We start from the raw sequence: 26,351 nt of genomic DNA, 5'->3' as shown, positions 1-26,351 counted from the left end.
TGTCAACGGTTGCGGCACGCCCGCTTCAGCGTGAGGGCCGGCCCGAAACACCGCATCGGCCATGAGCGCGACGGACACGCCGGCGGATCTGCCAAAGGCCCCGGCACGCACCGCCGCCGCGGAGCGCCCGGCAGCACAGCCGATCAGCCGGCCGGCACCCGCTCCGACGGCCACGGCGGCGGTGGCGGGTCTGCGGGCGCCGAAGAGCCGCGGTGCCTCATCCACGCACCGGACGAGAGCGACGGCCCGGCGGGGATCGAGCACATGGCCCCTGCGGAGGCCCGACAGCTCCCGGCCCCGCGGGGCCGGCCGTCCGGGGTCAGATGCCCGGCACGTCCCCGCCGTCGGCCGGGGCGGCCTCGTTCAACGCGAACCAGGCGGTCTTCCCCTCCGGCTCGGGCCGTACGCCCCACTGGTCGGCGAGGATGTCCAGCAGGAGCAGGCCGCGGCCCGAGGAGGCGAGCTCGCCCGGGGTGCGCTGGTGGGGCAGTTCGTCGCCGCGGTCCATGACCTCGACCAGCAGTCGGCGCGAGCCGGTCTCGCCGGACAGCGTGGCGTTGAGGGCGCCGTCCTGGTCGGTGTGCACGAGGACGTTGCCGAGGAGTTCGGTCGCCAGGAGCACGGCGGTGTCGATCTGGTCCGGGCGCGCCCAGTCGTGCAGCAGCGCCTTGAGCTCGGCGCGGGCCTCGGCCAGCCCCTCGCCCTGGTCCTGGCCGACGGTGAGCATCAGCCGGCGCTGGCTGACGTCGGCGCGGGCGTGGATGGCGTCGCGGCGCAGCAGCAGAAGGGCGATGTCGTCACCGTCGCGTGCGACGGCTTCCTGCCGGGCGCCGGGGCCGGGCTCGACGACGGCCGCCATGAGCCGGTCGGCCATGCCCTCCAGGTCGTCGGCGGGGCCGGGCGAGAACGCGTCGCGCACCCGTACCCAGCCGGTGTACATGTCGTGGCCGCCGTTCTCGATGAACCCGTCGGTGCACAGCATGAGGATCTCGCCCTCGTGCAGGCGCACGACGTCGACGGGGTAGTCCTCCTCGCCGGGCATCAGTCCGAGTGGCAGCCCGCCGCTGACGTGTTTGAGGACACACGTGCCGTCCGGCATGCGCAGGACGGGGTGCGGGTGGCCCGCGCGGGCGATGAGCAGGTCACCGGTGGACGGGTCCGCCTCGATGTAGAGGCAGGTCGCGAAGCGGTCCTCGTCCAGGGTGGTCAGGAAGCGGGAGGCGCGTGCCAGGACCGCGTCGGGGCCGTGGCCCTCGGCCGCGTACGCGTGCACGGCGGTACGCAGCTGGGCCATGAGCCCCGCGGCGTGCACGTCGTGGCCCTGCACGTCGCCCATCACGACGGCCATCCGGCCGTTCGGCAGATCGATGGTGTCGTACCAGTCACCGCCGACCATGAGGCCGCCGCCGGTCGGCACGTAGCGGGTGGCGACGCTGAGCCCGGTCAGGGCCGCGCCGGCGGTGTGCATGCTGCGGCGCAGGCCCCGGGAGAGTTCCAGTTCGGCACGGCTGGCCCGGGCCCGCTCGAGGACCTGGGCGATCATGCGTCCGGTGACGGTGAGCAGGGCGCGCTCGCTCGCCGTGAAGTCGAGGGGGGCGCGGAAGGCGGCCAGCCAGACCCCGACGACCCGGCCGGCGGTCACCAGGGGCAGGAAGGCCCACGCCTCACGTCCCTTGCGCGCGGACAGGTGCCAGGTCGCCGGGAATCGGCGGCGGTAGTCCTGTGGGGAGCCCAGGTAGACGGCGCGCCCGGTCCTGGCCACCTCGGCGGCCGGGTAGCCGGTGTTCATGGGCATGCGGAACCCGCGGCCCGCACCGCCGGGCCGGAATCCGTACTGCCCGATGGCGGTGAGGTTGCCCTCGGCGATTCCGAAAACGCACTGGCCGTCCAGCGGGAAATCGGGAGCGTAGAGGCCGGCGGCGAGTTTCAGGGCCTCGTCGAGGGTGTCGGCGGCGGCGACCGCGTGTCCGGCGGAGAGCAGCAGGGAGTCGCGGCGTCTGGCCTCTTCCGGCGTTCCGTCGGCCCGGGTCGCGCTCTCGGGCCCCGGGGGGAGCGCTGGATCGGGGCCGGGCGCCTGCATCCGGTTCAGCGCCTCGATCTGGTCCAGCTCGGCCTCGAACGCGTCGGTCGGTGGCTCATGCCGTTCACCACCCATCCGGCTTCCCTTCGTCCCGATCTCGTCGGCGGCTGTTCGTTCCATGCTCCGACGGGAGAGCCGGGTCCGCAGTGCGAGACGTCCCGCGCCGCCCCCGGAGTGTGCCGGACGGGTGGTGCGGGTCGGGCCGTCCGCGCGGACCGCCCGGGGTCGCCGGCGGGTCGGGAAGCGGTCGGACGTAAGCCCTGGCCGGGACGGTTCGTGGGCTAGCGGTACGCCGGTGACCTGCGGATATCGCTGAAGTCGATGGCCCGGTCGGCCTCCCGCATGGTCTCCTCAGCCACCCGGCGCACCTCGGCCGGTACATCCCCGTGCTCCTCCACGAGACCGGCGTAGATCGGTGCGTCGGTACTGTCTGTGAAACTCACGTCGAACTGCCTCAATCGGTTGTGTCTGCCGTGGTCCGGCCGGAAACAGGGGCCGATTCTACGCAGGTCCGCTGCCGGGCCCGCACGGGGCACCAGAAGTTTGACCTCAAGTTCGCTTGAGCTTCTAGCGTTCTCCTCACACCCCGGTCCGCACCGGCGCCGGGGCCGTACCGATCCGTCCTGCCCCGGAGGCACCCGTATGAGCATGGAAGTCACTGCGTGGTCGTCGCTGCACAGCGCGATCAACGCGCAAGCGGACCGCCGCCCCTTCTCCCGGGCCACCGTGCGCCGGATCGCCTCGTTCGCCCGCCCGCGCCGGCGTCAGCTCTACCGGTTCCTGCTGCTCAGCGTGGTCACCGCGCTGCTGGCCGTGGCGACGCCGATGCTGGCGGGCCGGGTGGTCGACGCGATCGTGCAGGGGAAGGAGAGCGGCACGGTCGTCCGTCTCGCCCTGCTGATCGCCGTGATCGCCGTGGCGGAGGCGGGGCTCGGGCTGCTCACCCGGCTGCTGTCGGCCACGCTGGGCGAGGGGCTCATCCTGGATCTGCGCACGGCGGTCTTCGACCATGTGCAGCGCATGCCGGTCGCCTTCTTCACCCGGACCCGGACAGGGGCGCTGGTGAGCCGGCTCAACAACGACGTGATCGGCGCGCAGCGGGCGTTCAGCAACACCCTGTCCGGGGTGGTCTCCAATGTGGTCACGCTGGTGCTGACACTCGCGGTGATGCTGACGATCTCCTGGCAGATCACGCTGCTCGCTCTCGTGCTGCTGCCGGTGTTCGTCGTGCCGGCCCGGCGGATGGGTTCGCGGATGGCGCGCATGCAACGCGAGGCGGCCGGGCACAACGCGGCGATGAGCACCCAGATGACCGAGCGGTTCTCGGCGCCGGGCGCGACCCTGGTGAAGCTCTTCGGCCGGCCCGCCGACGAGTCCGCCGAGTTCGCGGCGCGGGCAGGGCGGGTACGGGACATCGGCATCCGTACGGCGATGGCGCAGTCCACGTTCATCACGGCGCTGACCCTGGTGTCCGCGCTGGCCCTGGCCCTCGTCTACGGGCTGGGCGGCTACTACGCGCTGCACGGCAGCCTGGAGCCGGGCGCGGTCGTGACGCTGGCGCTGCTGCTCACCCGGCTCTACGCCCCGCTGACGGCGCTGGCGGGCGCCCGGGTCGAGGTGATGAGCGCGCTGGTGAGCTTCGAGCGGGTCTTCGAGATCTTGGACCTCACACCACTGATCGCCGAGAAGCCGGACGCCCGTAAGGTGCCCGAGGGGCCGGTGTCCGTGGAGTTCGACGGGGTCTCCTTCGGCTACCCGTCCGCCGACAAGGTGTCGCTGGCCTCGCTGGAGGAGGTCGCGACGCTGGACTCCCGGGGCGGCTCGCGGGTGCTGCACGACGTCTCGTTCCGGGCCGAGCCCGGCCGCATGGTCGCCCTGGTCGGCTCGTCGGGCGCCGGCAAGTCGACCATCGCCCAGCTGCTGCCCCGGCTCTACGACACCGACGAGGGAGCGGTACGGCTGAACGGCGTCGACGTACGCGATCTCACCGCCGAATCGATCCGTGAAACGCTCGGCATGGTCACCCAGGACGGACACCTCTTCCATGACTCGGTGCGCGCGAACCTCCTGCTGGCCAGGCCCGGTGCCACCGAGGACGAGATCTGGGACGCGCTGCGGCGCTCCCGGCTCGACGGTCTGGTGGCGTCGCTCCCCGACGGGCTCGACACGGTCGTGGGCGAGCGCGGCTACCGGCTCTCCGGCGGTGAGCGGCAGCGGCTGACGATCGCCCGGCTGCTCCTGGCCCGGCAGCGGGTGGTCATCCTGGACGAAGCGACCGCGCACCTCGACTCCACGTCCGAGGCGGTCGTGCAGGAGGCCCTCGCCGAGGCCCTGGAGGGCCGCACCGCCGTGGTGATCGCGCACCGGCTGTCGACGGTGCGGGCCGCCGATCTGATCCTGGTCGTGGAGGAGGGCCGGGTGGTGGAACGGGGTACGCACACCGCGCTGCTGGAGGCGGGGGGCCGGTACGAGGAGCTGTACCGGACGCAGTTCGCCTCGCCGGAGGCGACGGGCGATCAGCAGGAGCCCGTCGGGTCGGCCTGACACGAACGCCCCCGGTCCGAGCGGACCGGGGGCGTTCGGAGCGGGAGGCGCTCAGTCGTTGTCGGTCTCCTGGTGGGTGACCGAGCCGTTGGACGCGTCGATGTCGAAGGTCGTCTTCTTCCAGTCCTTGGTCACGACATCGGTCTTCCAGACGAGGGTGCCCTGGTCGTCGTCGTCCAGATCGAGGGAGGTCACCGTCCCCTGCTGCTTCGCGGTGGCGGCCTTCGCCGCCTGCTGCGCGGTCTGCTTCGCCTGGGTGATCCGCTTGGCCGTCTTGGCCTTGTCCGAGGTGCTCTGGTCGGTGTCTTCGGACGAGCTGACGACCTTGCCGGAGACGGCGTCGATGTGGACCTTGTGCTTGGTCCCGGTCTTCGCGGCGACGGTCGCGACCCACTGCGGGGCGCCGGTCGCGGCGCTGCCCGTCGGCGAGGGACTGCCGGTCGGCGAGGGACTGCCGGTCGGCGAGGGGCTGCCGGTGGGAGACGGGCTTCCCGTGGGAGAGGGGCTGGGGCTCTCGTCGTCGGCCGCGTCCTTGGCGCTCTTGAGTTCGAGCTCGACGAGCTTGCCGCCCTTGACCTCGCCCTCGGCCGTGGTGATGGCCTTGTCGTAGGTGACCTTGGTGGCGGAGACCAGCTCCTTGCGTTCCTGCTGGTCCTCGGTCAACTGGCCCGGCGAGGAGCTGCCGGTGGGCGACGGACTCTTCGTGGCCTCGGGCACGGCGCGGGCCGCCTCCGAGGTCTTCGTGCTCGCGGACGTGCTGCCGCCGTCCTGGCCGCAGCCGGTCAGCAGGGCCGCGGTGACCACGACGCAGGCGACGCCGGCGGCGCGCACGCGGTGGGCTCGGAGGAATCCGGTGTTCTTGGAGGGGGAGTCACATGTCATGCCCGCATGCTTAACCGCCACGCGGCCCCGGCATGTGGGATCAACGGGCAGTGTCACCCGATCGACCGCCATCCCGGCCCGGCCCCGCGTGTCGTCGGGGATCGGGGGGATTTCGTGCACGCCGGGCGAAGATGCGACGACAGTCCGAATTCCCTGGTGACGCGGGTCGCGATCCGGCCGCATCGGTGCGAGCCTGGATGCATGACCTGGGCGTCCTGGACAACACGCGGAGTGTATTCGGGGCACGGCGGCGTGCTCACCGAGGAGGTCGGGCCGCTGTCCGGTGACCTGACCATCCACACCACTTGGGCCGAGGGCACGGCACAGATCACCGTGCAGTACACCGATGCGGCCGACTGGTTCACCATGGCGGGCAGCCCCGTGCCCTGTCCGTCGGAGGAGGCGAGCCGCGCGTTGCACGCGGCCGCCGTCGAGGCGGTCCGGCAGGGTTCGGCGGCGACGGTCCCCGTACCGCAACCCGGCCCCGAACAGGCCGCGGGCTCGGAGTGACCGGCCCCGTACGGGTACGGGACCGGTCACCGAGGTGTTCCGCGCGTACGGTCAGGGCCTGATGCCGCTGACGACGTCGGCGGTGGCGGTGATGCCGTCCTGGATCGTGGGGGCCATGCTGGTGCCCGCGAGGAGGAATCCGAGCATTCCGCACACCAGCGCGTGCGAGAGCTTCATTCCGCCGTTGCGGAGGAAAACCACCGCGAGAATCAGCAGAAGCAGCACCACTGAGATCGAAACTGCCATGGCCAACCTCCTCCGCCGCGCCTGATTTGCGGCATTCGGCGTCAGTGTGGCGCAGGGCGCGGGCCGTCCGGCGCATCAGCGTGTCCGCCAAACGGGTAGGTCTTGGGTCGGGGCCGCCGAAGCGGGGAAGAGGGGGGCCGCGCAGGGGGACGCGGGACTTCCCGCGCCCCCCTGTGGTGAAACCTCAGGGCGCCGGCAGTTCCATGAGCACGGCGACGGTGTCCCGGTGGCGGCCCGCCGTGCCGTACGCGGTCGCGTCGGCCTTGGCCCGCTTCAGATAGAGGTGCGCGGGGTGCTCCCACGTCATCCCGATCCCGCCGTGCAACTGCACGCACTCCTCGGCGGCGTGGACCGCGACCTTCGAGCAGTACGCCTGTGCGACGGCCACCGCCAACGGCGTGTCGGGACTGCCCGTGGCCAGGGCGTCGGCGGCGTTCCGAGCGGCGGCCCGGGCCGAGACGACCTCCAGCCAGAGCTGCGCCATGCGGTGTTTGAGCGCCTGGAAGGAGCCGATGGGCCGGTTGAACTGGTGGCGCTCCCTGGTGTGCCGCACCGTCTCGGTGAGGCACCACTCGGCGAGTCCCAGCTGTTCGGACGCGAGCAGCCCGGCCCCGGCCAGCAGCCCCCGGTCCAGCGCGCGCCTGCCGGCCCCGGCGTCCGCGAGTCGGGTCCCGGTGGCACCGTCGAGCGTGACGGTGGCGAGCGGGCGGGTGAGGTCGAGCGCGACGAGCGGTTCGACGCGTACGCCGGGCTCGTCCGTGGCGACGGCGTACAGGCCGTCCGCCGCGGGGACCAGGAGCACGTCGGCGACGGCCGCGTCGGCGACGGGGCCGAGCGTCCCCTCCAGGGCGCCGGTCGCCGCGGACGCCCGCACGCCCGCCGAGTCCGCCGAAGCGGCCGCGAACGGCACGGCCACCACCGCGACCCGGCGTCCCTCGGCGAGTGCGGCGAGGAGTTCCGCGGCCGGCCCGTCCTGCGCGCCGAGCGCCAGCAGCGTCTCGGTGGCGACGACGGAGCTGGTCAGGAACGGCGCGGGCGCGACGCTGCGGCCCAGCTCCTCCAGGACGACGGCGGCCTCGCGGTGCGTGGCGCCCTGGCCGCCCAGCTCCTCGGGCACGAGGAGTCCGGCGGCGCCGATGCCGGTGGTGAGCGCCTTCCACAACTGCGGGTCGTACGGCGTGTCGGACTCGGTGCGGGCGATCACCGACGGCGCGTCGGCCCGGTCCGCGAGCAGGGAGCGGACCGCGGCGCGCAGGTCCTCCTCGGCCTCGGAGTAAAGGAGGTCGGGGGCCTGGCCGGCTTCGGTCTGTGCGGTCATCGGGAGAGGTCCTTCCAGGCGACGTCCTTGTCGTTGCGGGGCTCGGAGGGGAGACCGAGTACACGCTCGGCGACGATGTTGAGCAGTACCTCGCTCGTACCGCCCTCGATCGAGTTGCCCTTGGAGCGGAGGTAGCGGTAGCCGGCGTCGCGGCCGGTGAAGTCGACCAGCTCGGGCCGCCGCATGGTCCAGTCGCTGTAGAGCAGGCCCTCGTCGCCGAGGAGTTCCACTTCGAGGCCGCTGATCTCCTGGTTGAGGCGGGCGAAGGCGAGCTTCATCCCCGAGCCTTCGGGTCCCGGCTGCCCGGCGACGAGCTGCTGGCGCAGCCGCTCTCCGGTGAGCCGGGCGACCTCCGCCTCGACCCACAGGGTGAGCAGGCGCTGGTGCAGGTCGTGGGTGCGCAGGCCGGGCCGTTCGCGCCAGGTCCTGGCGACCGGGCCGATCATGCCGCCTTCGCGGGGGATGCGGGAGCCGCCGATGGAGACCCGCTCGTTCATGAGGGTGGTCCGGGCGACCTTCCAGCCCTCGCCGACGGGCCCGAGCCGGTGGCTGTCGGGGATGCGCACCCCGGTGAGGAAGACCTCGTTGAACTCGGCCTCGCCGGTGATCTGACGGAGTGGCCGGACCTCGACGCCGGGGTCGGTCATGTCGCAGATGAAGTAGCTGATGCCCCGGTGCTTGGGCGCGTCGGGATCGGTGCGGGCGATGAGGATCGCCCAGCGCGCGAGGTGGGCGCTGGAGGTCCACACCTTCTGCCCGTCGACCGCCCAGTCCTCGCCGTCGCGTACCGCGCGGGTGCCGAGGGCCGCGAGGTCGGAGCCCGCCCCGGGTTCGCTGAAGAGCTGGCACCAGACCTCTTCCCCCACCCACAGGGGACGGAGGAACCGCTTCTTCTGCTCGTCGGTGCCGAAGCCGAGGATGGTCGGGGCCGCCATGCCGAGCCCGATGCCGATGCGGCGCGGGTCGTTGTCGGGGGCGTTCGCGGCGGCGAGCTCGGCGTCGACCACGGGCTGGAGCGAGCGCGGGGCGTCCAGGCCGCCGAGCCCGGCCGGGTAGTGCACCCACGCGAGTCCGGCGTCGAAGCGCGCCTTGAGGAAGTCGGTGCGCTCGGTCGTCGCCGGGGGGTGCGCGGCGAGCAGTTCGCGGGTGCGGCAGCGCAGTCCGGCGGCGTCGGGTGCGGTCATCGGGCGGCTCCTGACGGGAGGACGACGATACGGCCGGTGCTGGTGCCGTCGGCGACGCGCTGGACGGCGGCCGCCGCCTCGTCCATCGCGACCCGCTCGCTGATCAGCGGTTTGATGACGCCTTCGGCGGCGAGCCGGGTCAGCTCCCGGTGGCAGTCGCGTACGGCCTGCGGGTCCTTGGTGTTGTAGAGGCCCCAGTGGAGCCCGAGAACGGAGTAGTTCTTCACTAGGGGGTGGTTGAGCGCGGGGCTGGGAATCGTGCCGGAGGCGAAGCCGACGACGACGATGCGTCCCTCGAAGGCGATGCACTTCACGGACTTGGCGTACGCGTCGCCGCCGACCGGGTCGTAGACGACGTCGGCGCCCCGGCCGCCGGTGAACTCCTTGACCGCCGCGACGATGTCCTCGGTGCGCCGGTCGATGACCAGGTCGCAGCCGAGCGCGACGGCGGTCTTCGCCTTCTCGGGTCCGCCGACGACTCCGATGACGGTGGCCCCGGCGGCCTTGCCGAGCTGGACGGCGGCGCTGCCGACCCCTCCGGCGGCAGCGTGCACGAGCAGGGTTTCCCCCGCCTGCAGCCGGGCGCGCCGGTGGAGTCCGAACCAGCCGGTCTGGTAGCCGATGTGCAGGGCCGCGGCCTCCGCGTCGTCCAGCGAGTCCGGGGCGTCCAGCAGGGCCGCCTCGTCGGCGACGACGTACTGGGCGAGGCCGCCGTGCGGCAGGGCGGGGGTGGCGAGCACCCGGCGCCCGTCCTCGGTGCGGCCGCAGATCTCGACGCCCGGGGTGAACGGCAGCGGCGGCCGTACCTGGTACTGGCCCCGGCAGAGCAGCGCGTCGGGGAAGTTGATGTTCGCCGCGAGCACCTCGACGCTCACCTGCCCGTCGCCGGGCACCGGCCGGTCCGTCTCCTCCAGCCGCATCACCTCACTCGGCTCGCCGTTCCGGTGCACTCGCCATGCCTGCATGAGGGGCCTCCACAACACTGTCGGCATTACCACTGCTCCGGCGCATACTAAGCGGTCGCTTGCCCCTGTGGGAACTACCTGCGGACAACGGTCCCGAACACGGTCGTGCGCCCGGCGGCGTCGATGGCGGTGTACGCGCCGTGCGGCGCGCCCACGGTGGGCCAGGCGCCGTACGCAACTGGATGTCGGCGGCGCTCTCGGGAGCCGGACGGCCGCAGCGCCGTCACCGAGCCGACCGGCCGCGCGGCAACGAGGTCCACCACGAGCGGCTCATCGTCCCCGGCCGCACGCGCGCCCCGGTACACGGTGCCAGGGTCGCCGTCGGCCGCCGCGCGCGGCGAGGAGCCGGTGGCGGCGGGCGGGTTGCCGGTCACCGCGCCGTCCGTGGTCGCGACCTGGAATGCGCGGACCACGACCCAGCTGCTCTGCCCGGCCGTCGCCCGGGCCCGCGCAGAGCGCGCCTTCGTCCCGGCGGGCGGGGCCGCCAGGACATCGGGCCTGCCGGAGAGGTCCGCGAGCGTCTGACAGGTCCTGCGGTCCGCCGAGTACTCCCGGACGCCCTCGTGGACGTGTTCGTCGGTGCTGCCCGGCTCGGATGTTCGTCTTGTGCTCGCCGTAGTGGTCGAGCTGGTCGACCTCCAGGGTGTTTCCTGTGCGGCAGGGCCTGGCGCAGGGTCTGCGCGGCGTAGCAGGTGCCGGTGGTGTCCTTGCCGGCGAGCACGATCCGGCCCGCGACGATCCCGAGGGCGTAGCCCTCGGCGGGCAGTGCGGCGGCCCCGTCGGGCTTCTGCGCGGCGAGGGCGGCGTCACCGGCGTACACGGTGAGTCTGCCGGGGGCGGGTGGCTTGGCGCGGACGACGTGTTGGGCGCCCGCCTCGCGCAGGGCCGTCTCCACCACGTCGAGCCCGTCCCCCGTCCCGCCGGCGACGAGAGTGACGACAACATCACTGCGCGGACCTGCGGTTTTGCATCCGACTCCCGTGAACGACTACCGGGCGAAGAGTTCGAACGGGACGGCCGGACGCCCTCCGAAACGGTCTGCGGCGGCTTCGGCGTTGCCGGTGAGGAACGTGCGGCAGTACGTCTCCGGGTCCTCGTCCGTGAGGACTTCGATGTACGTGCGGTGGGCCAGGAGGGACTGCACCGACCGCTCCAGACCGGCCGTCGCGTCCACCGCGTGGGTGGGCGCGGACGACCCCGCCACGGCCACCCAGCGCACGCCGTCCCACGGTTCGAGACCCTGCTCCGCCAACTCCGGGAAGATCCAGCGGTTGCCCGCGTCGGCCGCCGCGTCGAGCGTGGCGCGGCCGACGGCGCGATGGTCGGGCGTGTTCCACGCGACGCCGCCCCAGGTGTCACGATGGTTGAGCGTGATCACCAGCTCGGGACGGTACCGGCGGACGGCCGCCGCGATGTCCCGGCGGAGCGGGATCCCGTATTCGATCACCCCGTCGCGATGGTCCAGGAACTCGACGCGGGAGACGCCGACGGCCGCCGCGCTCGCGCGCTGTTCCCGCTCGCGCAGGGGCCCGCACTCCTCCGGCCCGAGGGTGTCGATCCCGGCCTCACCCCTGGTCGCGAGGAGATACGTGACCTCGCGTCCGGCATCGGTCCAGCCGGCCACCGCTGCCGCGCAGCCGTACTCCAGGTCGTCGGGGTGTGCGACCACGGCGAGCGCGCGCCGCCAGTCCTCGGGCATGGGCTTCAGCTGCTCGGTCATATCCGCAGGCTAACCGGCAAGGCGAGGGTGAGACCCGTGACACGACGGACTTCGATACCCAGGGGGGTATCGTTGGCCGTCCGGGGCAGGAGAGAGCGAGATCTGCCCCGTCCCCCGGTGAACGAAAGGAACACAGCTCGTGACCAGCCCCGTATCCCTCTCCCCCGCCCAGGCGGCCGCCCGGCTCACGGAGTTCACCGTGATCGACGTACGCGCACCCGGCGAGTACGCGGCGGGGCACGTGCCGGGGGCGGTGAACATACCCCTCGACCGGCTCGACGAGGCGCTGCCCGCGCTCAAGTCCGCCTCCGCCCGCGGCGCGCTGCTCCTGGTCTGCGCCTCGGGCAACCGCTCCACGCGTGCCTGCGGCATCCTGTCGTCGGCCGACATCGACGCGGCGACGCTCAGCGGCGGCACCTCCGCCTGGGAGAGCGAGGGCCACGGCCTGGAGCACCCGGTGGACGCGCGGGCCACCTGGCCGATGGAGCGCCAGGTCCGGCTGGCGGCCGGCTCCCTCGTAGTGGCCGGGCTGCTGGCGGGCCTCAGGTACCCCGCCGCGCGCTGGCTGTCCGCCGGTGTCGGCTCCGGGCTCGTCCTCTCGGCGGTCACCGACACCTGCGGGATGGCTGCGGCCCTGTCGAAGCTCCCGCACAACCGCGCGCCGCGCTCGGCGGCGAACCTGAAAGCGACGCTGGACGCCCTCCAGGGCTGAGGCACCGCGGGGCCGGTCCCGTACAACCGACCGCGGACGACGTGCGTCAGACCTCGTCGCGGACCAGCGCGAGCAGCCGGTCCAGTACACGGGGTCCGCCCGCGCGCAGCCCGTCGTGCTCGAACTCGTCGGTCACCCAGGTGCGCAGCCCCCGGATCGCGGCGGCCGTGCGCAACGCGTGGGCGGTGTCCACGTACATGTCGTCGTGGTAGACGGCGGCGGCCACCGGGACCTCGTTGCCGGCCAGGCGCTCGGGGTCGTACAGCGGCTCCCAGTCGGTGCGGGCGGCGAGGAGCCCGGCCGTCTCGCGCAGCGGGCGCAGCGCGGGGTCCACCTCGAAGTGCCACGGGTGGATGGACTCCCCCGTGAACAGGACCGGCCCGTCACCCGCGAGGGCCGTCGCGGCGTCGAACTGCGGGAACTCGGCGCGGACCCGCTCGGCGGCCCAGTCCGTGGGGCGCCCGCCCTGGCCGTAGATGGCCTCGTGCATGAGGGCGTACAGGGGGTGTCCGGCGAACGAGGTCGCCGCGCGCACGGCCTCCTGGAAGGTGTCGGACAGCTCGGTGCCGTGCGGGGTGCGGACGAAGGCGTTCTCCAGCAGGTAGTGCAGCTGGTGGCTGCCGCTGCCACCGCCGAGCATGATGCCGAGGGACTGGAAGGTCTCGGGCGTCAGCCGGTGCCCGGCGCTCTCGGGGCGGTGCTCCGCGAGGTGAGCGGTGATCTCCCGGGCGCGTTCGACGTCCTGCGGGTAGCGGGCGTAGTGCGCGGCGACCTTCCGCTCGATGCGGGGGTACGCGGCCCGGTAGACGTCGTCCGCGTGGGCGTCGAGGGAGGGCAGACCGCCGGTGATCAGGACGGTGTCCAGCCCCTCGGGGGCTGCCGAAAGGTAGCGGACGGCGCAGAAGCCGCCGAAGGACTGGCCGAGAACGGTCCAGGGCGCGCCGCCGGTCAGCCGCGGGCGGATGAACTCGCAGTCCCGCACGATGCTGTCCGCGCGGAAGTGGCCGAGGTAGTCGGCCTGCTCGCGCGGCCCGCCCCGCAGCGGCAGGGTCTGCCGGTTGGCGGGGGTGGACAGGCCGGTGCCGCGCTGGTCGAGCAGGAGCACCCGGAATTCCCGCACGGCCCGCCCGAGCCATGCCTCGGCGCCGGTGAAGCGCCGGGCGCCGAAGCCGGGACCGCCCTCCAGGTAGAGCAGCCAGGGCAGCTCCCGGCCGGTCTTGGAGGCGGCCACGATCTCCCGGCCGAAGACCTCGATCTGCTCACCGCCGGGGTCGGCGTGGTCGAGCGGGACGGTGAAACGGTGGTCGGTGAGGACGAGGCCGGGCTGCCGGTAGCTGTTCAAGGGGGCTCCTGGATCGGACGGTTCCCGGACAGTTCAGCACACCGGTGTGCCCCGGACGGTCGCGGCCCGTGTGCGGCCGGGGCACCGGGCTCCTAGCGTGCTCTCATGATCCGGTTCGAGCAGGTCGGCAAGGTCTATCCGGACGGCACGACCGCGGTCGACGCGCTGTCCTTCGAGGTCGCCGAGGGAGAACTGGTCACCCTGGTCGGCCCGTCGGGCTGTGGCAAGACGACCACGATGATGATGGTGAACCGGCTGATCGAACCCACCGCGGGCCGCATCCTCGTGGACGGCCGGGACATCGCGAGGACCGACCCGGTGAAGCTGCGCCGCGGGATCGGCTATGTCATCCAGCAGGTGGGGCTCTTCCCGCACCGGACGGTCCTCGACAACACCGCGACCGTGCCGGCGCTCGTCGGCTGGAAGCGGTCCAGGGCCCGCGAGCGGGCGGCCGAGCTGCTGGATCTGGTGGGCCTCGACCCGTCGGTGTACGGCTCCCGCTACCCGGCGCAGCTCTCCGGCGGTCAGCGCCAGCGCGTCGGCGTGGCGCGGGCGCTCGCTGCCGACCCGCCGGTGCTCCTGATGGACGAGCCGTTCGGCGCGGTGGACCCGGTGGTGCGCGAGCGGCTGCAGAACGAGTTCCTGAAGCTCCAGTCGAGGGTGAGGAAGACGGTCCTGATGGTCACCCACGACATCGAGGAGGCCGTCCGGATGGGGGACCGGATCGCGGTGTACGGGCAGGGGCGCATCGAGCAGTTCGACACGCCGGCCGCGGTGCTCGGTTCGCCCGCGACTCCGTACGTGGCGGAGTTCGTCGGCGCGGACCGGGGGCTGAAGCGGCTGTCCGTCACCGCGATCGAACCGGCCGACCTGGAGCAGCCGCCGGTGGCCCGCCTGGACGAACCGGCGGGGGTGGCGGCGGCCCGGCTGGGCGCGGCCGGCGCGCGCTGGGCGGTCGTGCTGAACGAGGCGGGCGAGCTGCACGGCTGGGTGGCGGCGGACGCGCTGCGGATCGCCGGGGACCAGGGAACGGTGGGCGAGCTGGCCCGCCGGATGGACGCGTGGGTGCCGGTGGGCGCGCCGTTGAAGCGGGCGTTCAGCGAGATGCTCCAGCGGGACGCGGGGTGGATCGCGGTGCTGGACGGGGCGCGGTTCCTCGGCGTACTGACCCCGGCGAAGCTCCACGAGGCCCTGCGGCGTTCGGTGGACGCGGACGCGCAGGGCGTGGGGCGCGATGAGGTGCGGTTCGACTCGGTGGCGGATGCCTGAGGACGCGCCCCGGCGGCCGGTCAGGCGTCCGCGGCGTACTGCCAGAAGTCGCGCATCGGCAGCGGCGGGGTGGGGCCGGTCATCTCCAGCTGGGTGAGCAGGATCGCGGCCGTGCCGGTGGCCGGGACGATGTGCGCCGTGGTGCCGGTGCCGCCGACCCAGCCGTAACGCCCCGGCACGTTCCACGGGGCGGTCGTGTCGACGTCCACCGAGCCGCCGAAGCCCCAGCCCTGCCCCTCGGTGAACAGCCCGCTGGCCTCACGCTGCGCGGGGGTCAGGTGGTCCGTCGTCATCTGCCGCACGGACGCGGGCGTCAGGAGGCGCCGGCCCTCCAGTGTGCCCTCGCCGAGCAGCATGCGGGCGAAGGCGTACAGGTCGTCCGCGGTGGAGACCAGTCCGCCGGCCCCGGACGGGAAGTCCGGCATGGCGCTCCACTGTCCGGCCGGGGCGTCGACCAGCTCGACACCGCCGTCCGCGCCCGGCCGGAACAGACCGGTGAAGCGGCCGAGCTTCTCCGCCGGGACCGCGAAGCCGGTGTCGTTCATGCCGAGCGGCGCGAAGATCCGCTCGGCGAAGAACTCCGGCAGCGGCTGCCCGGCGACCCGGGCGACGAGCACGCCCAGGATGTCGGAGCAGGTGTTGTACAGCCACTCCCGGCCCGGCTGGGAGAGCAGCGGGATGCGCGAGAGCGTGTCCATCCAGGCGTCCGGGGGAAGGACGCCGCGCGGCTGCGGCGAGCCCTGCTTCAGCTCGTCGAAGAGGAGGCGGACGGCGGGCAGGGAGAAGTCGGACGGGAATCCGTACCCGGCGCGGGATGTCAGGAGGTCGGACAGGGTGATGGGGCGTGACGCCGGGACCACGTCGTCCGCCGGGGCGTCCGGGGTGCGCACGACGACGGGCTCCGCCAGCTCGGGCAGCCAGGGGGCGACCGGGTCGTCCAGCGCGATCCGCCCGTCCTCGACCAGCGTCATGACCGCGGCGGCCGTGACCGGTTTGGTGAGGGAGGCGATCCGGAAGACCGAGTCCCGGGCCATCGGGGTGCCGTCGTCCGTGCCGGCGCCGCCCACCGCCAGCACCTCCGCGCGCCCGTCGCGCGCCACCAGGCCCACGGCGCCGGGCACCGGTCCGTCATGGACGTGCTTCTCCAGAACTTCGCGCAAGGTGCTCATCGCTCCGCCTTCTCCTGGCTTGGCTGATCCGGGCGTGCCGAAGGGCTGACCGGTGTCGCGGTGCGGACTCATCGGCGGGCGCGGGACGACTTCCGGTCTCACTTCCCGTCACCGGGAGTGAGGTGTTCGGAGCGCAGGTAGGCGCGGGCCACGTCCTCGGGGAGCCGTCGCCAGCTGTCGACCTGTTCGTTGAGCCGGGCCAGGTCCGCGGTGGTGAGGACGGTGTTCAGCCTGCCGAGGGCCTTGCGCACGCCCTCGCCGCCGGCGCGGGCCCGGTTGACGACGGGGACGAGGTAGTCGGCGTTCTGGAGGTGCTTGTCGTCGGCGAGGAGGACGAGACCGAAGTCGTCCAGGGTGGCGTCGGTGGTGGTGGTCAGCACCATCTGGTCGCGGCCGCTCTGCACGGCCTGCTTGGCCTGCGTGGTGCCGACGCCCTTGGGGTCGACGGCGGTGATGTCGATGCCGTACGTCTTCTTCAGCCCGGGCGCGCAGTACGGGCGCTGGACGCACTCGTCGCCGGCGGCGAGGCGTACGGGCAGTCCCGAGCGGCCGAGGTCGCTGAGCGTCCTGAGGTGGTGCTCGCGCGCGTAGGCGGCGGTGACGGCGAACGCGTTCTGGTCCACCGCCCTGCCGGGGTCGAGGACGGTGAGCCCGCGTGGCGCGGCCAGGCTGCGCAGGGCCTTCATCGTGGCGGCGAGGTCGGGCGAGCCGACGGAGGCGGCGTCGGCGCCGTGCTCCTTGGCGCCCAGCCAGTCGGCGAAGGTGGCCGCGTATTCGGGGACCACGTCGATCTGGCCGTTCTCCAGAGCGGGTTCGTAGATCTCCCGGTTGGTGACGGAGATGATCTTGGTGGAGTATCCGGCGTCGTCCAGCAGCAGGGCGTACATCTGGGCGAGAAGGTCGCTCTCGGTGAATCCCGCGGAGCCGATGGTCAGGTGCTTGCTGTCGCCGGGCGGGGCGGTGACCGCGCCCTGGTTCTCCAGCGTCGGTCCGGTGGTGCAGGCGGTGGCCGTCAGCAGCAGGAGCGCGGCGAGGGGGCGGGCGGCCCTCTCCCGGAGCCCCGCCCTCACGCGGTCTCCTCCGCCGTGCGCAGCCCGAACCGCCGCGGCGCGAACCGCTGGGCCGCCTCGAAGACCCCCTCGACGACCAGCGCGAACACGGCGACCAGGACCGCTCCGGCGACCACCTGCGGGGTGGAGGCGAGGTTGAATCCGGCGGTGATGATGCGGCCGAGCCCTCCGCCGCCCGCGAGGGCCGCGATGGTGGCCGTGGCGACGAGCTGGACGGCGGCGATGCGCACCCCGGTGAGGATGAGGGGCAGGGCGAGCGGTGCCTCCACCTGGAGGAGCAGTTGGCGGCCCGTCATGCCCATGCCCCGGGCGGCCCGGACGACGTCCCGGTCGACCTCGCGCATGCCGACGTACGCGTTGGTGAGCAGCGGGGGCACGGCGAACAGGACCAGCGCCACCACCGTCGGGCCCTCGCCCCAGCGGCCGACCGGGGTGAGCAGGAGCAGCACCAGGACGGCGAACGTGGGCACGGCGCGCCCGACGTTGGAGATGTTGACGGCGAGCGCGCCGCCCCGGCCGAGGTGGCCGAGGAGCAGGGCGACGGGCAGCGCGATGAGACAGCTGATCAGCAGGCAGACGGTGGTGAGGTAGAGGTGCTGGCCGAGCCGGGCCCAGATGCCGTCCTGGCCGTGCCAGTGCGCGGCGGTGGTGAGCCAGGACCAGGCGTCCGCCAGGGTGTTCACGACCGGCTCCTCGTCCACGGGGTGAGCAGGCGTTGCAGCAGCAGGAGGAGCAGGTCGGCGGCGACCGCGATGACGACGCACAGGACGGACGCGGTGAGCACCTGGGCCTTGAAGTACGTGTTCATCCCGGCGTAGATGAGGTTGCCGAGCCCGCCGTAGCCGACGATCGCCCCGATGGTGACCAGGGAGACCGCGGAGACGGTGGCGATCCGCAGACCGGCCATCGCGGCGGGCAGGGCGAGCGGGAGCTCCACGGCGACGAGCAGCCGTAGGGGGCCGTAGCCCATGCCGCGCGCCGCCTGCCGGGTCTCCTCCGGGACGGCGCGCAGCCCGGCGAGGACGTTGCGTACGAGCAGGGTCAGCGAGTAGAGGACGAGGCCCGCGACGACGAGCGAGGCCGAGAGCCCGTACACCGGCAGCAGCAGGGAGAACAGGGCGAGCGACGGGATGGTGTAGAGGATCGTCGTCACGCCGAGGACGGGCCCGGCGGCCCAGTGCCAGCGCCGTGCGGCGAGGGCGAGCGGCAGCGCGAGGACGAGCCCGATGAGCACGGACACCGCGGTGAGCTGCACGTGCTGCAACGCCGCTTCCCAGAGGATGTGGCGGCGGCTGCTGAGGTAGGCACCGCAGACCCACTCGTTGCGCGCGAGGCAGTCGTCGGGGGGCGCGGTCACCCGTCCATTGCAGCCCGCACGGCCGGGACGCGCGCGTCCGGGTCGTCCGATCGGGCCACCGCGCCCACGGGTCAGGAGGCGGAGGCGGCCTTGTCGAGGATTGCGGCCAGTTCGTCCGGGCGGGAGAACATCGGCCAGTGGCCGGTGTCCATGGTGATCAGCTCCCACCGCTCGCTCGCCAGCAGCCGGGCCACGTCCTCGCCCGGTTCCGGTCCGTCGAGGAGGCACTTGATGTACGTCGCGGGCAGCTCGCGGAGCGGGCGGTCCAGGACGGCCGGGTCGGCCAGGGCGGCACCGGGGTGTGGCGTCGCGCCCTTCCGGAACCGTGCGATCTGCTCGCCGGTCAGCTCCTGGCCCTCGAATTCATCGGCTTCCGGGACGGCCCAGAGGCCGCCGTTCGCGTCGAGCTGCCCCTGGAGCGCGGCCGGCCCCTGCCACCACGCGGAGACGAACGACTCGCCGTCGGCGGGGACGGAGGCGTCCACGAAGACGACTCGGGCCAGCCGGCCGCCCAGGCGCTCGGCGGCCTGTCCCACGGGGATGCCGGAGTAGCTGTGGCCGACCAGGACGACGTCGCGCAGGTCAAGGCGTTCCACCTCCGCGACGATGTCGGTCACATGGGTCTGCCGGCCGACCGGGCGCTCCCGTTTCCCGCCGAGCCCGGACAGGGTCAGCGGGTGGGCGCCGTGCCCGGCCGCGCGGAGCGCCGGCACCACCTCGTCCCACGCGGACTCGTCCAGCCAGGCACCTGCCACCAGTACGAAATCTGTCATGGCCGGACCCTAGCGGTGAGGTCCGACAACGCCGTCGGACCACGTCCGCGCCGCCCCTCGCCCCTGCCGGCGCACGGAGTTCCAGGATCCCCAGGACACGCCCGCCCCGGCGCGGGTTCTCCTCCTCGAAGGACCGGCCGCGCACCAGGGTGGGACAGGGGCCGACCCGGTCGGTCTCCGCGAGGAACGCCGCCTCGGCGCGGCCGTCGAGCAGCCGCAGGCGAAGCCGTTCGCCGCGGGCGGGCTTGGCTCGCGCCCACTCCCTACGCTCCTCGACCGAAGCGCGTACCGCCTCGGCGTCGCCGACGTCCACGGCCTGGATCACCACGGGCAGTCCCGGATGGCCGTGGGCCGGGGCGCCTCGGCGGTGGACGCGCCGAGCGTGTCGCGGCCGGCCGGTGACACCTCATGGTGAGGGTCCGCCCCCTGTCGGCCGCGGAGATGGGGGCGCGGTGCAAGCGGATCGGCCGGGAGACGGCGGGCCGACCGGCCGGGCGGGCGGCAGGAAGCGCGTCGGGGCGGGCACCATCGCGGTGTCCACCGCAAGACGTAGGCGTATTGTCCGCATATGGGCAATGTCGGCCCCGCCACGGATTCGGCGGAGGAGCGTCTGGACGCGGCGGTGGCGTGTGCCGTGCGGGAGACGGGCGCCGCCGTGGCGATGCTCTATCTGCTGCCGCCCGGCGGATCGACGCTCCGGCTGACCGTGCTCGCGGGGATCCCGCCGGAGATCGCGGACCCCTGGCTCCGGGTGCCGCTCTCCGCGCCGATGCCGGTGTCGGACGCGGTGAAGGACCGGCAGCTGGTGTGGCTGGGCAGCCAGGAGGAGCTGGCCAGGCGGTATCCGCGCCCGGCGCTCGTCCTGCCGTACCGGTTCGCGCTGGCCGCCGCGCCCGTCGCGGACGGGACCGGGGTGCACGGCGGACTCGTCCTGCTGTGGCCCGGCTCCCACGCGGCGCAGCTGACGCCGCCGGAGCGTGCGGCGATCGGCCACTGCTGCCGCGACGCCGCGCGGGTGCTCCACGAGGCGCGGGAGCGGGGCCGCCCGGTGAACGCGGGCACGGGCCCGCGGGTCCTGCCCCCGGTCACCGCTCCGCCGCCCGCCCACACCGAGGCGGTCGCCGCGGCGGACTTCGTGGGCCGGCTGCCGGGCGGCTGCTGCACGCTCGACATGCACGGGAGGATCACCTATCTCACAAAGACCGCTGCCGAGCTGGTCGGAGGGCGCGTCGAGGACCTGGTGGGGACGCTGCCCTGGGAGTCGCTGCGCTGGATGGCCGATCCGCTGTTCGAGGACCAGTACCGGGGCGCGATCATCAGCCGGGAACCGATGTCCTTCGCCGCCCTGCGGCCTCCGGACCAGTGGCTGTGCTTCCGCCTCTACCCGGACGCGTCCGGCATCAGCGTGTACATCACACCGGTCACCGGCCCGCACGCCTCGGCGCTCCCCACCGCCACGGGCGCCGTCGCCTCGCCGAGCGCCCCGGGACGTGCCGTAGCCCTTTACCACCTGATGCACCTGGCCGCGACGCTCACCGAGGCCGTGGGCATCCAGGACGTGGTCGAGCTGATCTCCGAACAGTTGGTGCCCGCCTTCCGCATCCAGGCACTCGCCGTACTGACCGTGGCGGAGGGGCGGCTGCGCATCGAGGGGCACCGGGGCTTCAGCGACGAGCTGATGGAGTGCTTCGAGGGCGCGCCCCTGACGTCCGGCGCTCCCGTGGCACACGTGCTGAGCACCGGCGTGCCCGCTTTCTACCGGACCTTTGACGAATTCCGCCGCGACTTCCGGCCCGCCTCGCTCCAGGAGGGCCTGGCCGCGTGGGCGTTTCTGCCGCTGTTCGCCTCCGGGCGCCCGGTCGGCACGCTGGTGTTCGGCTACGACCGCACGCGCCCCTTCGAGCCGGAGGAGCGGGCGCTCCTCACCTCGATCGCCGGGCTCATCGCCCAGGCGCTGGACCGGGCCCGCCTGTACGACACCAAGGAGCGGCTGGCCCACAGCCTCCAGGCCCATCTGCTCCCCCACACCCTGCCCCGGATCGGCGGACTGGACGTGGCCGCCCGCTATCTGCCCGCCACCCGCGGCATGGGCATCGGCGGCGACTTCTACGACGTCATCCCGCTCGACGCCACCACAGCCGCCGCAACCATCGGCGACGTGCAGGGCCACAACGTAACGGCCGCCGCGCTCATGGGGCAGGTACGCACGGCGGTGCACGCCTCCGCCGGCGCACCGCCCGCCGAGGTCCTGGCGCGCACCAACCGGCTGCTCTCCGACCTCGACGCCGACCTGTTCACCAGCTGCCTCTACATCCACCTGGACCTGGCGGGCCACCGCGCCCTGCTGGCCACCGCGGGCCATCCGCCGCCGCTGCTGCGCCACCCCGGCGGGGAGACGGAGGTACTGCGGCTGCCGCCCGGTCTGCTGCTCGGCATCGACCGGGACGCCCGCTACCCGACGACCGAGATCCCGCTGCCGCCGGGTGCCGCGCTCGCGCTGTACACGGACGGGCTCGTGGAGGTGCCGGGCACCGATCTCGACCGGTCGACGGCGGCGCTGGCCGACCAGTTCGGCCTGCACACCGGCCGCTCGATGGAGGCCGTCGCCGACAGCCTGGTCCAGTACGCGAAGGACGTCACACCGGGCAGCGACGACATCGCGCTGCTCCTCATCGAGGCACTGAGAGGCGCGGGCGGCTGAGGCACGGCCGCTCGCCGGTGGTGCCCGGGCTCCCGGCACCCGCCGTCCCCGGCCCGGAACGGGGTGCGTGTCCGCCGATTTGCGCGGGCCCGGCGAGCGCGGTTGATTGGAATGAGGTACGCGCGTCGCCCGGCGAGAGACGGGGGACCGCCGTACGTGGTCCTCGATATGGGGTGAGTCCCGTGCTGTTCGCCGACCGGACCGACGCGGGCCGGCGGCTCGCCGAAGCCCTCCGTCCTCTCGCGCAGAGCGATCCCGTCGTACTGGGCCTCCCCCGCGGCGGTGTGCCGGTGGCCTTCCGTGTCGCGCAGGAGCTCGGCGCCCCGCTGGACGTCATCGTGGTCCGCAAACTGGGCGTCCCGCGCCACCCGGAGCTGGGCTTCGGGGCCATCGGGGAAGGCGGCGTCCGGGTCATCAGCGACGACATCGTGCGCCGGGCCGGCGTTCGGGACGCCGACATCGCGGCCGTACAGGAGGCGGAGGACGTCGAACTGCGGCGCCGGGCGCGGGAGTTCCGGGGCGACCGGCCGCGCGTCCCCCTCGACGGTCGCACCGTGGTCCTCGTGGACGACGGGATCGCCACCGGCGCGACCGCGCTCGCCGCCTGCGCGGTGGCCCGGGCACAGGGCGCCGCACATGTGGTGCTGGCGGTGCCGGTCGCGCCGCCGTCCGCCGCGGCCCGGCTGAGGGAGGAGGCGGACGAACTGGTCTGCCTGTCGTCGCCGGCCGGGTTCTCGGCGGTCGGCGAGTGGTACCGGGACTTCGGCCAGACGCCGGACGAGGAGGTCGTCGCGCTCCTGGCCCGGGCCGCGCGGCAGACCGGGCCCCGGCTGACCAGCGACGTGCTGGTGGAGGCCGGCGGGGTCGACCTGCCCGGCACCCTGACCCCGGCCGGCGACTCCGGGGCGCTCGTGCTCTTCGCCCACGGCTCCGGGAGCAGCCGGCACAGCCCGCGCAACCGGTCGGTGGCGTCGACGCTGAACCGGGCCGGCCTCGGCACGCTGCTGTTCGACCTGCTCACCGCCGACGAGGAGGCGGAGGGCGGTCATGTCTTCGACATCTCGGCCCTCGCCGGCCGCCTGGTGGACGCCGCCGCCTGGGTACGGGGCCGTGCGCCCGGGCCCCTCGGCATCTTCGGTGCGAGCACGGGCGCGGCCGCCGCGCTCCAGGCGGCGGCCGTCATGGGCGCGGACCCGGACACGGGCATCGGGGCGGTCGTGTCGCGGGGCGGACGGCCGGATCTGGCGGGGGCCCGCCTGAGCGAAGTCCTCTCCCCCACCCTGCTGCTCGTGGGGAGCCGGGACACCGAGGTGCTGGACCTGAACCGCCGGGCGCGGGCGGCGCTGCGCTGCGAGAGCCGGCTCGACGTCGTCCCGGGCGCGACGCACCTGTTCGAGGAGCCGGGCACGCTGGACGAGGCGGCCGAGCGGGCGCGCGCCTGGTTCCTCGGCCATCTGTCCGGCACGGGGACCTGACCGTACGCCTCAGGAGGCACCCGCTCACCGGTGCGTCGACGCGCCCTTGAGGATCTTGTCCACCGCGTTGCGGGGGCCGTGCACCGCGATCCCCACCAGGTCCAGCCCGTCTTGGTGCACTACGCGCGGCGTTCGAGCACTCCGCGTACGAAAGCGGCCTGACCCGCGTGCTGGAGGTCGTCCGACAGGACGCTGACCAGCCGCACCCCCAGCGTGACGGGCGGGTCCCACCCCTCGTCCACGACGCGGCCCAGCGCCTGGCCGTCCAGGCCGCGGATGTGGGCGAGCGTGTTCTCGTGGACGGCGTCGTAGTAGCCCAGGAGCAGATCGGCCGAGCCCACGCGGACGGCCGCGACCTCCTCGCTGCTCTGCCCGTAGCCGGTGGCGTCGGTGGGGAGGGGCAGATCGAAGCGGCCGGCCCAGCCCTGGGCGGTCCAGACCTGTTCGGTGCCGGCCGCGTCCGCGATGTGGTCGTCCTGGACGCGGGTCAGGTGCCATACGAGCCAGGCGATCGAGTTGGCGTCGTCGTCGAGCCGGGCGTGGAGGTCGTCGGGGCCCAGGCCCTCGACGGCCGCGTGCACGGTCTCCTGGATGCGGGTGTACCCATCGGTCAGGATGTCGGTGACGTTCATGCGTTCAACCATGGCCGTTCCCCTTCCCGCGCGCGGCCACCGACACGCGCGGGGGCGGGCGTCGGCGGGGACGTCCCCACCGACGCCCGCCCCGCCCTCAGCTGTAGATCCCGAACTCCCAGAGGGAGTAGCCCCATGCCGTGCCCCGCTGGGTGAGATCGAGCTTCACATAGCGGGCGGTCTGCGCGATGTCGAGGTCGTCGGCGTCACCGTTCCCGGTGGTCGTGGTGTACACCGACCGCCAGGAGTTGCCGTCGTCCGAGACCAGCACCTCGTAGGACTTGGCGTACGCCGGGTCCCACACCAGCTGGAGGTGGCGGAACGACTTCCGCTCGCCCAGGTCGACCTGGATGGACTGCGCATCGCTCCAGTCGCTGGCCCACCGGGTGTCCAGCCGTCCGTCGGTGGCCATCGCCGCGGTGCAGGGGCAGCCGCTGCTGCCGGCCTGGGCGGAGGTGGCGGTCGCGGGGCGTCCGAGCGCGATGTCGGTCCCGCCGACCGGGGGCACCACGACCTTCACCGATTTGGTCTCGATGCCGGCGTTGCCGTGCCCGTCCTCGGCCTGGATGTACACCTTCCACACCCCGAGCCGCGCGGGCGCGGTCACCGCGAAGGTGCCGTTGCCGGTGGACCGCCAGGTGGCTTCGACCAGGGCCTTGTTGCCGGTGGCGTAGTTGCCGCTGAGGTAGATCGTGTACGTGACCGGGTCGTTGTCCGGGTCGCGAATGTCGGCGCGGACGGTGAACTCCTGGCCCGCGGGGGCCCCGCCGGCGTTCTGCACCGTCATGCCGCTGATGACGGGCGGGGTGTTGTCACCGGCGGTGGAGCCGCTGTACGCCTTCTTCAGGGCGTAGTAGGAGAGCCGCTTCTTGCCGTCCGGCACCACGTTGAACCAGACGCCGCCGAAGTCGTGCTCGGTCCCGTAGTGGAAGAAGGTGGCGCCGAGCGCGACGCCCTGGTGGGCGGTGACGCAGTTCCACGCCTTGGTGTAACCCTCGGCCTTCTGTACGTCGGTGGGCTCGTCCGGGACCCCGTTGGCGTCGTCCGGCACCTCCCACTCACCGGCCGGACCGCCCTCGGTGATGATGTAGGGCTTGGTGTAGCCGCCGGCCTCCCAGGCGGTGCGGACCCCGCAGATGTCTCCGTAGGAGTTCATGGAGTACAGGTCGAGGTCGGGGGCGTTGCGCTTGTAGTAGGGCCAGGCACCGGTCCAGGCGTCGGTGGACGTCACCGGGTGGTCCGGGTCGAGGGTGTGGATCTTCTTCGCGACGTCGTTGACGAAGCCGGTGTACGCGTTGCGCTGCTTCTCCAGCTCGTCACCGCTGTAGCAGTTCTGCAGCCCGAGGACCGACTCGTTGCCGACGTTCCACATGAGCACACCGGGGTGGCTCTTGTACGTGTCGACCCACTTGGCGAACTCGGTGAGCGACGAGGACTTGTAGGCGTCGTCGGTGAGGTAGTCGACGCAGCCGCCGCTGCCCGGGCCGCCGCCGGGCTGCAGCCAGAAGCCGCTGACCACGCGGATACCGTTGGCCGCCGCCGCGTCGAGCAGCGGCTTGGAGGTGCCGTCGGTGCCCCAGGTCCGGATGGTGTTGACGCCCATGGACTTCAGGTCGGGCATGTAGCGCGCCGCGTCGTTGACGGACGGTCCCCAGGTCAGGCCCTTCACCGTGTACGGCTTGCCGCCGACGGTGAGCTGCCAGTTGCCCTGCGACCCGGTGACGCGGACGGCGCCGCCAGTGCCGGGGTCCGGGTTGGTGGAGCCGGTGGTGCCGTACACCTGGAACTCCCACAGGGAGTAGCCGTAGCCGCCGGCGCGGGCGGTGCCGTGCATCCTGACGTAGCGGCCGGAACCGCTGACCGCGAGGTCGTCGGTGCCGCCGTCGCCGTTGGTGACGGTCTTCAGGGTGCGCCAGTCGGAACCGTTGTCGGACGCCTGGATCTCGTACGCCTTGCCGAAGGCGGACTCCCAGGTCAGGACGACCCTGCTGAGGTCGGCGGCGGCGCCCAGGTCCACCTGGAGCCACTGGGGGTCGCTCCACGCGCTGGCCCAGCGGGTGCCGGTGAGGTTGCCGTCCACGGCGGCCGAGGCCGCGTAGCCGGCGCCCTCCGACGAGGACGCGGTGGCGGTCTTCCCCTGCGACAGCAGGGACTCCGCGGCCCGGGCACCGGGCGCGGCCAGCATGACCAGCGACGAGGCGACGAGGGCGAGAAGGGTGATCAGCAGCGTGCCCGCGCGGGGTCTCGCGGGCAGGGCCGAACCGGCTCTGTGCACATTCTCTCCTGGCGGAAGAGTGCGGGACGGGGGTCCCGGGGGCGAGTGGGAGAGCGCTCTCCCAGGAGAGTGGCGTGTACTCGTCCAGCTGTCAACGATCAGGACGCACCGGGTTCAGCGCCATGGG

General features: G+C 73.2%; 24 protein-coding genes and 2 pseudogenes. 6 read left to right on the top strand and 20 right to left on the bottom strand.

Annotated features, from left to right (window positions below; translation table 11 throughout):
* Positions 1-319: 319 nt before the first annotated feature.
* Entirely contained in the window at positions 320-2,155 is a 1,836-nt protein-coding gene (locus tag ACLQ2N_RS21005; RefSeq protein WP_425815762.1) for an ATP-binding SpoIIE family protein phosphatase, read from the bottom strand.
* A 206-nt stretch (positions 2,156-2,361) separates the two neighbouring features.
* Positions 2,362-2,523: a hypothetical protein gene (locus ACLQ2N_RS21000; RefSeq protein WP_164402861.1), complete on the bottom strand. Its 162-nt coding sequence runs from the start codon at positions 2,521-2,523 to the stop codon at positions 2,362-2,364.
* Between the two features lie 199 nt (positions 2,524-2,722).
* Here ACLQ2N_RS21000 and ACLQ2N_RS20995 point away from each other — a divergent pair, with 199 nt between their 5' ends.
* Positions 2,723-4,624, top strand: coding sequence for an ABC transporter ATP-binding protein (locus ACLQ2N_RS20995; protein WP_425815207.1), 1,902 nt, complete (start codon positions 2,723-2,725; stop codon positions 4,622-4,624).
* A 51-nt stretch (positions 4,625-4,675) separates the two neighbouring features.
* On the opposite strand, the gene ACLQ2N_RS20990 is transcribed toward ACLQ2N_RS20995, so the two are convergent.
* Positions 4,676-5,506: a PepSY domain-containing protein gene (locus ACLQ2N_RS20990; RefSeq protein ID WP_425815205.1), complete on the bottom strand. Its 831-nt coding sequence runs from the start codon at positions 5,504-5,506 to the stop codon at positions 4,676-4,678.
* A gap of 201 nt (positions 5,507-5,707) precedes the next feature.
* On the opposite strand from ACLQ2N_RS20990, the gene ACLQ2N_RS20985 reads away from it, so the two are divergent.
* The gene (locus tag ACLQ2N_RS20985; RefSeq protein WP_425815203.1) at positions 5,708-6,016 is read left to right on the top strand and encodes a hypothetical protein; all 309 of its coding nucleotides are present in this window, start codon (positions 5,708-5,710) and stop codon (positions 6,014-6,016) included.
* Between the two features lie 51 nt (positions 6,017-6,067).
* Here ACLQ2N_RS20985 and ACLQ2N_RS20980 read toward each other — a convergent pair whose 3' ends face one another.
* The 7 genes from ACLQ2N_RS20980 to ACLQ2N_RS20950 form a co-directional block, all read right to left on the bottom strand.
* On the bottom strand, positions 6,068-6,262 hold the full coding sequence (locus tag ACLQ2N_RS20980) for a hypothetical protein (RefSeq protein WP_143616949.1): 195 nt from the start codon (positions 6,260-6,262) through the stop codon (positions 6,068-6,070).
* A gap of 184 nt (positions 6,263-6,446) precedes the next feature.
* A complete protein-coding gene (locus ACLQ2N_RS20975; protein WP_425815201.1) occupies positions 6,447-7,580 on the bottom strand; it encodes an acyl-CoA dehydrogenase family protein in 1,134 nt (377 codons plus the stop codon).
* Positions 7,577-8,764 carry an acyl-CoA dehydrogenase family protein gene (locus ACLQ2N_RS20970; protein WP_425815199.1) on the bottom strand — a complete coding sequence of 396 codons (1,188 nt, stop codon included), beginning with the start codon at positions 8,762-8,764 and terminating at the stop codon, positions 7,577-7,579. The genes ACLQ2N_RS20975 and ACLQ2N_RS20970 overlap by 4 nt, the downstream gene beginning before the upstream one ends.
* Positions 8,761-9,729: an NADPH:quinone oxidoreductase family protein gene (locus ACLQ2N_RS20965; protein WP_425815197.1), complete on the bottom strand. Its 969-nt coding sequence runs from the start codon at positions 9,727-9,729 to the stop codon at positions 8,761-8,763. The genes ACLQ2N_RS20970 and ACLQ2N_RS20965 overlap by 4 nt, the downstream gene beginning before the upstream one ends.
* 74 nt (positions 9,730-9,803) lie before the next feature.
* Positions 9,804-10,142: a hypothetical protein gene (locus ACLQ2N_RS20960; protein ID WP_425815195.1), complete on the bottom strand. Its 339-nt coding sequence runs from the start codon at positions 10,140-10,142 to the stop codon at positions 9,804-9,806.
* Entirely contained in the window at positions 10,100-10,624 is a 525-nt protein-coding gene (locus tag ACLQ2N_RS20955) for a glycoside hydrolase family 20 zincin-like fold domain-containing protein (RefSeq protein ID WP_425815760.1), read from the bottom strand. The genes ACLQ2N_RS20960 and ACLQ2N_RS20955 overlap by 43 nt, the downstream gene beginning before the upstream one ends.
* Before the next feature lie 93 nt (positions 10,625-10,717).
* Positions 10,718-11,449, bottom strand: coding sequence for a PIG-L deacetylase family protein (locus ACLQ2N_RS20950; RefSeq protein WP_425815193.1), 732 nt, complete (start codon positions 11,447-11,449; stop codon positions 10,718-10,720).
* Between the two features lie 139 nt (positions 11,450-11,588).
* On the opposite strand from ACLQ2N_RS20950, the gene ACLQ2N_RS20945 reads away from it, so the two are divergent.
* A complete protein-coding gene (locus tag ACLQ2N_RS20945; protein WP_425815191.1) occupies positions 11,589-12,161 on the top strand; it encodes a rhodanese-like domain-containing protein in 573 nt (190 codons plus the stop codon).
* Positions 12,162-12,207: 46 nt separating this feature from the next.
* On the opposite strand, the gene ACLQ2N_RS20940 is transcribed toward ACLQ2N_RS20945, so the two are convergent.
* Positions 12,208-13,503, bottom strand: coding sequence for an alpha/beta fold hydrolase (locus ACLQ2N_RS20940; RefSeq protein ID WP_425815189.1), 1,296 nt, complete (start codon positions 13,501-13,503; stop codon positions 12,208-12,210).
* 105 nt (positions 13,504-13,608) lie between these two features.
* Between ACLQ2N_RS20940 and ACLQ2N_RS20935 the strand changes: the two genes are divergently transcribed.
* Positions 13,609-14,772 carry an ABC transporter ATP-binding protein gene (locus ACLQ2N_RS20935; RefSeq protein WP_425815187.1) on the top strand — a complete coding sequence of 388 codons (1,164 nt, stop codon included), beginning with the start codon at positions 13,609-13,611 and terminating at the stop codon, positions 14,770-14,772.
* A 20-nt stretch (positions 14,773-14,792) separates the two neighbouring features.
* Here ACLQ2N_RS20935 and ACLQ2N_RS20930 read toward each other — a convergent pair whose 3' ends face one another.
* The 6 genes and pseudogenes from ACLQ2N_RS20930 to ACLQ2N_RS20905 all read right to left on the bottom strand — a co-directional run.
* Positions 14,793-15,941, bottom strand: a complete 1,149-nt coding sequence (locus ACLQ2N_RS20930; RefSeq protein ID WP_425815185.1) for a serine hydrolase domain-containing protein — start codon at positions 15,939-15,941, stop codon at positions 14,793-14,795.
* A gap of 98 nt (positions 15,942-16,039) precedes the next feature.
* Entirely contained in the window at positions 16,040-17,011 is a 972-nt protein-coding gene (locus tag ACLQ2N_RS20925; protein ID WP_425815183.1) for an ABC transporter substrate-binding protein, read from the bottom strand.
* The gene (locus ACLQ2N_RS20920) at positions 17,008-17,694 is read right to left on the bottom strand and encodes an ABC transporter permease (protein ID WP_425815181.1); all 687 of its coding nucleotides are present in this window, start codon (positions 17,692-17,694) and stop codon (positions 17,008-17,010) included. Before ACLQ2N_RS20920 ends, ACLQ2N_RS20925 begins: the two co-directional genes overlap by 4 nt.
* Positions 17,691-18,368 carry an ABC transporter permease gene (locus tag ACLQ2N_RS20915; RefSeq protein ID WP_425815179.1) on the bottom strand — a complete coding sequence of 226 codons (678 nt, stop codon included), beginning with the start codon at positions 18,366-18,368 and terminating at the stop codon, positions 17,691-17,693. Before ACLQ2N_RS20915 ends, ACLQ2N_RS20920 begins: the two co-directional genes overlap by 4 nt.
* 71 nt (positions 18,369-18,439) lie before the next feature.
* Positions 18,440-19,141 (bottom strand): alpha/beta fold hydrolase, encoded by a 702-nt coding sequence (locus tag ACLQ2N_RS20910; RefSeq protein WP_425815177.1) that lies wholly within the window; start codon positions 19,139-19,141, stop codon positions 18,440-18,442.
* 175 nt (positions 19,142-19,316) lie between these two features.
* Positions 19,317-19,454: pseudogene (locus ACLQ2N_RS20905) on the bottom strand (PadR family transcriptional regulator); the annotation flags it as partial.
* A gap of 255 nt (positions 19,455-19,709) precedes the next feature.
* Here ACLQ2N_RS20905 and ACLQ2N_RS20900 point away from each other — a divergent pair.
* Together ACLQ2N_RS20900 and ACLQ2N_RS20895 are read left to right on the top strand one after the other, a co-directional pair.
* A complete protein-coding gene (locus ACLQ2N_RS20900; protein ID WP_425815175.1) occupies positions 19,710-21,842 on the top strand; it encodes a SpoIIE family protein phosphatase in 2,133 nt (710 codons plus the stop codon).
* Positions 21,843-22,024: 182 nt separating this feature from the next.
* Positions 22,025-23,317 (top strand): phosphoribosyltransferase family protein, encoded by a 1,293-nt coding sequence (locus ACLQ2N_RS20895; protein WP_425815173.1) that lies wholly within the window; start codon positions 22,025-22,027, stop codon positions 23,315-23,317.
* 24 nt (positions 23,318-23,341) lie between these two features.
* On the opposite strand, the pseudogene ACLQ2N_RS20890 reads toward ACLQ2N_RS20895, so the two are convergent.
* The 3 genes and pseudogenes from ACLQ2N_RS20890 to ACLQ2N_RS20880 form a co-directional block, all read right to left on the bottom strand.
* Positions 23,342-23,443 (bottom strand): annotated as a pseudogene (locus ACLQ2N_RS20890) (DUF2000 family protein); the annotation flags it as partial.
* On the bottom strand, positions 23,437-23,949 hold the full coding sequence (locus ACLQ2N_RS20885) for a mycothiol transferase (protein WP_425815758.1): 513 nt from the start codon (positions 23,947-23,949) through the stop codon (positions 23,437-23,439). The pseudogene ACLQ2N_RS20890 and the gene ACLQ2N_RS20885, both read right to left, overlap by 7 nt.
* Positions 23,950-24,046: 97 nt before the next feature.
* Positions 24,047-26,224 carry a discoidin domain-containing protein gene (locus ACLQ2N_RS20880; protein WP_425815171.1) on the bottom strand — a complete coding sequence of 726 codons (2,178 nt, stop codon included), beginning with the start codon at positions 26,222-26,224 and terminating at the stop codon, positions 24,047-24,049.
* Positions 26,225-26,351 lie beyond the last annotated feature (127 nt).

The organism is Streptomyces sp. DT224 (assembly GCF_049844595.1).
GTDB lineage: Bacteria > Actinomycetota > Actinomycetes > Streptomycetales > Streptomycetaceae > Streptomyces.
The sequence above is the reverse complement of the archived record's forward strand: the minus strand, read 5'-3'. Positions and strand labels throughout refer to the sequence as shown.